We start from the raw sequence: 6,596 nt of genomic DNA, 5'->3' as shown, positions 1-6,596 counted from the left end.
TCTCTCTCTCTCTCTCTCTCTCTCTCTCTCTCTCTCTCTAACATAATAATGCTACCTACAAACATTTTAACGTTTGCAAAAGCATTTTTTTGAGGTGTTATTTGTTGAGAGATATTCATTTTTCAATTTTCATTCCTCATTTTGGCTCGAAGAATGTAAGGACAAAAGTAAAGGCAATGTCGTTAAAGTGCAAATATTTAACGGAAGGGAAAAATAAGTCAAGCACAAAGAGTTATCAAATAAACGATAACGCCGGAAATCTTACGACTTCCGGCGTTATGTAACTCTTAATTAATAGAAAAATTTTAGTAACGATAGTCTTTAAGCTGCTCTTGCAGTCGCTTACGTGCCAAGAAGATACGGCTTTTAACCGTGCCTATGGGTAAGTTCATTGTTTGAGCAATTTCTTCGTACTTAAAACCTTCGATATGCATTGAGAATGGTATTCTGTATTCATCCGGAAAAGCATCAATACTGCTGGATATTTCGCCAACGGCATAAGAACTTTCTGGACTATCAAAACCTGAGTTTTGAGGCAGATTCAGAAGATGATAATCTTCTGTCTTGTCAATGATCGTCTGATTACGTACAATCTTTCTATAATTGTTGATGAAAATGTTTTTCATTATAGTCAAAACCCAACCCTTAAAATTAACGTTTTCAGCAAATTTCTCTTGGTTGTCTAAGACTTTCAGCGTTGTATCTTGCAATAAATCTTCAGCTTCTTCTTTATTCAATGTTAATGAATAAGCAAAGTTACGCATGTTGTTTTGCAGACCCAACAATTCCTGTTCAATTTTCACATTCTTTTCCATAATAATTTAGTTTTGGCGTTTGGTTTTACATTTTGATATTTACTACTTATACCACTAAGCCGCAAACATACATCTCATAAAACTCATTCTGTATACAAAACAAATTTGTCAGTTATCTATACCGAAAAGAATTGTGTGTAAACTATAATGATCAAAAATTTTCAAAACAAAGATAACACTTATTTTAAAAACATTCCTACTTTTGTAAACAAATCAAACAAAATGAGAGCAACTTATATATTTTTAACAACTTTGGCGTTATTTTTCTCTTTTTTGTTACATGCGCAGGAAAATACATCTACACTATTTAAAATAAATCTGCAAAAAGACATAGGAGGCACAACATGGATTTATATCCAAAAAGGATTTGAAAAAGCATTGGAAGACGAATCCGACGCAATACTAATCCATATGAACACCTATGGGGGCGAAGTGCTGTATGCCGACTCTATCCGTACCAAAATACTAAACTCCCACCTGCCCGTTTATGTTTTTATTGACAACAATGCAGCATCGGCTGGCGCATTGATAGCATTGGCATGCGATAAAATATACATGCGCCAGAGTGCCACCATCGGGGCTGCAAGCGTTGTGAACCAGTCGGGCGAAAAAATGCCCGACAAATACCAATCGTATATGCGCGCTACTATGCGGGCTACGGCCGAGTCGCATGGAAAAAAAACCACAGTATCAGGAGCCGATACCGTTTATACATGGATACGCGACCCACTCATTGCCGAAGCAATGGTTGACGAGCGCACTGTAGTACCCGGCATAAGCGAAGAAGGCAAGATACTCACATTCTCGGCCCGCGAAGCCATAGAACATGGCTATTGCGATGGTATAGCCGAAAACCTAAATCAGGTAATCGAAGAGTATTTAGGATATGAAAACTATGAGATAGTATCTTTCGAGCCTACTTTTTGGGACGAAATCAAAGGTTTTTTCTTAAGCTCCGTTATTCAAGGTATCCTCATTATGCTCATTATCGGAGGCATTTATTTCGAGCTCCAGACACCGGGTGTCGGTTTCCCTCTGATAGTAGCAATAACGGCAGCCGCATTGTATTTTGTACCGTTATATATAGATGGTTTAGCGGCCAATTGGGAGATTCTTCTGTTTATCATCGGTATAGGACTTATCGTACTCGAATTGTTCGTTATTCCGGGATTCGGGATAGCCGGAATATCGGGCATTGTACTGGTTATTGCGGGATTGACATTGAGCCTATTGGAAAACGTGAACTTCAATTTTGCACCTGTTCAAACCGGCTCTTTAGGTACAGCCCTCATTACCGTTTCGGCCGGACTGTTACTTGGTTTTGCCATAGTTATATACCTCAGTACCAAAATAGGCTCGAAAGGAATGTTCAGGAAGATAGCTTTAAACACTACACTCGACAATGAATCGGGCTACATAGCCGTCCCTATGGAAGAAAAGAACCTATTAGGCAAAACTGGCATAACCACTACAGTATTACGCCCATCAGGCAAGGTAGAGATTGAAGGAAAAATGTACGATGCCGTATCCGAACAAAGCTTTATAGAAAAAGGCACTCCCGTCAGGGTTACCCGATACGAAACAGGACAAGTATATGTAGAGGTAAGGAGTGAGGAGTAAGAGGCGAGTACGAAGATTATACAAATTTGAAATTTGTGTTTTTTCCTGCTAAAAATCATTATCTTTGCACTCCAAAATAATCAGGGGCACCTGCACATTCCGAAGTCCTTTTTTTCACTTCTAACGCTGCATGTGCACACAATTCTTGAAATATAAATATGGCTAAAGAATTAAAAGAACTTACTTCGCGCGAGGAGAATTACTCCCAATGGTACAACGACTTGGTAATCAAAGCCGATATGGCCGAAAACTCGGCTGTTCGCGGTTGCATGGTTATCAAACCGTATGGATACGCTATTTGGGAAAAAATGCGCGACGAGTTGGATCGCATGTTCAAGGAAACAGGACACGTAAACGCATACTTTCCCTTGTTCATCCCAAAATCTTTTTTAAGCAAAGAGGCCGACCACGTAGAAGGCTTTGCTAAAGAATGTGCTGTGGTTACTCACTACCGTTTGAAAAACGACCCCGACGGAAAAGGTGTAGTGGTAGACCCCGAAGCTAAACTGGAAGAAGAACTGATAGTGCGCCCCACTTCGGAAACTATTATATGGAACACGTACCGCAACTGGATACAATCGTACCGCGATTTGCCTATTTTGTGTAATCAATGGGCTAACGTAGTGCGCTGGGAAATGCGTACACGATTATTTCTGCGTACTGCCGAGTTTTTGTGGCAAGAGGGACATACGGCACACGCCACAGAACAGGAAGCTGTGGAGGAAACCGAAAGAATGCTGAATGTATATGCCGACTTTGCCGAAAACTTTATGGCAATACCGGTGATACGTGGTATAAAAACAGCCAGCGAACGTTTTGCGGGAGCTGTAGAAACATATTGCATCGAAGCTATGATGCAAGACGGGAAAGCATTGCAAGCCGGTACATCACACTTTTTAGGGCAAAATTTTGCAAAAGCATTCGACGTTACATTTGTAAATAAAGAGAATAAGCCTGAACTCGTATGGGCTACTTCGTGGGGAGTATCTACCCGGCTTATCGGGGCGTTGATAATGACGCACTCTGACGACAATGGCTTGGTTCTTCCACCAAACTTGGCTCCGTTTCAAGTGGTGATTGTACCTATATATAAAAACGAGGAACAATTAGCTCTGATTACAGAAAAGGTAAACGAAATTTCGGCAAAACTGAAAACACTCGGTATAACAGTGAAGTTTGACAATGACGACACTAAAAAACCGGGATGGAAATTTGCACAATACGAGCTTAAGGGTGTACCCGTACGCTTGGCAATGGGAGCACGCGACCTTGAGAACGGCACTGTGGAAGTGGCACGCCGCGATACGCTTACAAAAGAAACCGTGTCGCTGGATGGTATCGACCAATATATAGCCAAGCTCTTGCAAGAGATACAAAAGAATATTTTTGAAAAAGCAAAAAATTTCCGCGAATCGACTACCAGAAAGGTAGATACTTACGAAGAATTTAAAGTGGAGATAGAAAAAGGCGGTTTCATACTGGCCCACTGGGACGGAACTCCCGAAACCGAAGAACTGGTTAAAGCCGAAACTAAAGCAACTATACGCTGTATTCCATTGAAAGGGGATAAAACTCCCGGACAATGTATGGTAACAGGAAAACCGTCGAAGCAACGGGTTATTTTTGCCAGATCGTACTAAAAAGACACATTGCTAAATAGATTCTAAAACAAAATCCGGACAGAAGTAATAATGAATAATTACTCTTGTCCGGATTTACCTAGGGCTATTCAGTAAATAGTTTCAAAATAGCATTAGCAGATAACAGGCTCATGCTAGGCCACGAGACGGACCGGTTTAAGTATTTTAGCTTGCTACGCGCAGCTTATTTCAATTCACGTTCCCATTCACCCTCTTTAAATCCGTTCAGAATAAACTTCCCGTTTCGCAATACTACAGGGCGTTTTACGAACATACCGTCCGAAGCAAGTATTTTAATCAGTTCCGCTTGGCTCAGTACCTTTAGTTTATCTTTGATATTATGCTCACGATAAAGCAATCCGCTTGTATTGAAAAAACGGCTTATGGGCAACCCGCTTTCTCTTATCCATTCAGTCAGTTCTTTCTCCGTCGGTTTTTCTTCCTTTATCGGACGGTAGCTGTATTCTATACCCTGCTCTTTCAGCCATTTTTCGGCCTTAACACAAGTGCTGCATTTAGGATAACATATAACCGTAATTTTATCCATATGAGAATTTTATTTAAGTTTTCGATAAGAATTGATGAAATGAGTAAAAAAGAATTTATGAAAAAATTCAAAACAGTTTCTTAAAGTCCCATAGGGACGGGAGTTTGGTAATGGCTGCTTTTAACCCAGCCTCTGCGTGCCGTAGGTACGCTACTTGCTGCAAGGGTTTCGTACCTACGGCACGAATAATGCCCGTTACTACATGCTGTTACCAAACCTATGCTCCTACGGAGCACATGGATGACATTTTCAATCTCCCAAAAGACATTTAACGCATCAGTACTATTTTCAGATAATGAAATACTTGTAACTGATTTCTTGTAGCTATTTGAACAGTTTTATAATATCATTTGCGTTGGCATACAGCACCAATGCAAACAAGATTAAGATTCCCACTGTCTGCGCATATTCCATAAACTTCTCGCTCGGTTTACGGCGTGTTATCATCTCGTAAAGCAGGAATACAACGTGTCCACCATCCAAAGCCGGAATAGGAAGTATGTTCATAAAAGCAAGGATGATAGACAAGAAAGCTGTCATAAACCAAAATGTATTCCAGTCCCATTTTTTAGGGAACAATTGGCCTATAGCGCCAAAACCGCCGAGATTTTTGGCACCCTCTTTAGTGAAAACCAGTTTAAATTGTTTCACATAGCTTGTCAGAGTCTCCCATCCAAATTGGATTCCGGCAGGTATAGACTGGAAGAAATCGTATTTAATATGCTCTACCGGAAAAAAGGCGGTAAAAGGCGTAACGCTTACACCCAGTTTGCCATCTTCGCCCAATTCCACATCGCTATGAAACACCTTGCCGTTGCGAACAAACTCAAGGTCGATTACCGAATTTTTAGACTCATTCAGCTCTTTAGCAATCTCCTGGAAGATAAACATGCTTTTTCCGTTCACTCCTATAATACTGTCGCCCGCCAGAATATTAGCCTTTGCTGCGGGGGTGCCCCCCATTACGTCATGCACTACAAACGGTTGACGAACCGAGAAAAGGTTATTGTCGTTGGCAGCCAGCACTTGTTGCGAAAAATCGGCAGGTAGTTCTACGCAGATAGTCTCACCCCCACGCAAAACCGATATATCACGCTTTCCCTCTATCAGGATACGCTCCACAATATCGGCACGGTCTTTAGTCGTCTCACCGTTGATAGCGATGATATTATCCCCATTGTGGAAACCATTGTCGAGCATCAGTTGCGTATATTCAAGCCCGTATTTGGCATTCTGAATAGGAAAATACTCTTTCCCGTTCACAAACAACATGCCTATGAATATAATAACAGCCAATATAAAGTTGAAAATAACACCCCCTGTAATGATTGGCAAACGCTGCCACGTAGGGCGCGAGCGATATTCCCAAGGTTGAGGCTCCTGTGCCATCTGAGTGGTATCCATCGACTCGTCCACCATACCCGCTATTTTACAATAGCCACCAAGAGGCACCCAGCCTATTCCCCATTCGGTCGATTCGGGATATTTCCGCCAGTCGCCATCAGGCAATTCGTCCAAAGGAATCGGCTCAAAAACCGTCCTTCCTTTAGCATCGGTCACTACATCGCCATCTTTATCTATTTTTGGGCGTTCGTTGGCCGGTACATTATTGGCAAAAAACTTAACCTGCCATTTGCCGTTTATCTTCTTTGCACGTACTATTGATTTTTTCGGGTTAAAAAACAGATAGAATTTATCTACACGTACTTTGAACAAACGTGCAAACAGAAAATGCCCCAACTCGTGGATAAAAACTAAGATTGAAAGACTGAGAATGAGCTGCAAAGCCCTGATTAAGAAAGTCTCCATAAAATAAGACGTATTAGTGTATTAATTAATAGTTACGAGTTACAAGTTACAAGTATTTCATTATCTGAAAGTTAAAAACAAAACAGCATTTCATCAATTCATATCAGAGGTTTAATTTATAATTCTGGGATGGGTGAAATCCCCCGCCTTTAGGCGGAGAATTTA

6 protein-coding genes are annotated in these 6,596 nt (G+C 41.0%); 2 read left to right on the top strand and 4 right to left on the bottom strand.

Annotation, left to right across the window (positions count from 1 at the left end):
* Positions 1 to 305: 305 nt before the first annotated feature.
* The gene (locus D0T49_RS06480) at positions 306 to 815 is read right to left on the bottom strand and encodes an RNA polymerase sigma factor (RefSeq protein WP_163629784.1); all 510 of its coding nucleotides are present in this window, start codon (positions 813 to 815) and stop codon (positions 306 to 308) included.
* Between the two features lie 222 nt (positions 816 to 1,037).
* Here D0T49_RS06480 and D0T49_RS06475 point away from each other — a divergent pair, with 222 nt between their 5' ends.
* Both D0T49_RS06475 and proS read left to right on the top strand, forming a co-directional pair.
* Entirely contained in the window at positions 1,038 to 2,435 is a 1,398-nt protein-coding gene (locus tag D0T49_RS06475) for a nodulation protein NfeD (RefSeq protein WP_163629783.1), read from the top strand.
* Between the two features lie 158 nt (positions 2,436 to 2,593).
* A complete protein-coding gene (gene proS, locus D0T49_RS06470; RefSeq protein ID WP_163629782.1) occupies positions 2,594 to 4,075 on the top strand; it encodes a proline--tRNA ligase in 1,482 nt (493 codons plus the stop codon).
* A 184-nt stretch (positions 4,076 to 4,259) separates the two neighbouring features.
* Here the strand turns inward: proS and D0T49_RS06465 are convergent, their stop codons facing one another.
* The 3 genes from D0T49_RS06465 to rseP form a co-directional block, all read right to left on the bottom strand.
* Positions 4,260 to 4,622 (bottom strand): arsenate reductase family protein, encoded by a 363-nt coding sequence (locus D0T49_RS06465; RefSeq protein WP_203583435.1) that lies wholly within the window; start codon positions 4,620 to 4,622, stop codon positions 4,260 to 4,262.
* An 80-nt stretch (positions 4,623 to 4,702) separates the two neighbouring features.
* Positions 4,703 to 4,858 carry a hypothetical protein gene (locus D0T49_RS06460; RefSeq protein WP_163629781.1) on the bottom strand — a complete coding sequence of 52 codons (156 nt, stop codon included), beginning with the start codon at positions 4,856 to 4,858 and terminating at the stop codon, positions 4,703 to 4,705.
* Positions 4,859 to 4,946: 88 nt separating this feature from the next.
* Positions 4,947 to 6,431 carry an RIP metalloprotease RseP gene (gene rseP, locus D0T49_RS06455; protein WP_163629780.1) on the bottom strand — a complete coding sequence of 495 codons (1,485 nt, stop codon included), beginning with the start codon at positions 6,429 to 6,431 and terminating at the stop codon, positions 4,947 to 4,949.
* Positions 6,432 to 6,596 lie beyond the last annotated feature (165 nt).

The organism is Paludibacter sp. 221 (assembly GCF_010501035.1).
In the GTDB taxonomy this organism is placed as follows: domain Bacteria; phylum Bacteroidota; class Bacteroidia; order Bacteroidales; family Paludibacteraceae; genus QVMH01.
This window is presented reverse-complemented; position numbering and strand designations above follow the sequence as displayed.

Coding starts and splice junctions, on each gene's coding strand:
- D0T49_RS06480 (WP_163629784.1), bottom strand. CDS start 815: ATGGAAAAGAATGTGAAAATTGAACAGGAATTGTTGGGTCTGCAAAAC.
- D0T49_RS06475 (WP_163629783.1), top strand. CDS start 1,038: ATGAGAGCAACTTATATATTTTTAACAACTTTGGCGTTATTTTTCTCT.
- proS (WP_163629782.1), top strand. CDS start 2,594: ATGGCTAAAGAATTAAAAGAACTTACTTCGCGCGAGGAGAATTACTCC.
- D0T49_RS06465 (WP_203583435.1), bottom strand. CDS start 4,622: ATGGATAAAATTACGGTTATATGTTATCCTAAATGCAGCACTTGTGTT.
- rseP (WP_163629780.1), bottom strand. CDS start 6,431: ATGGAGACTTTCTTAATCAGGGCTTTGCAGCTCATTCTCAGTCTTTCA.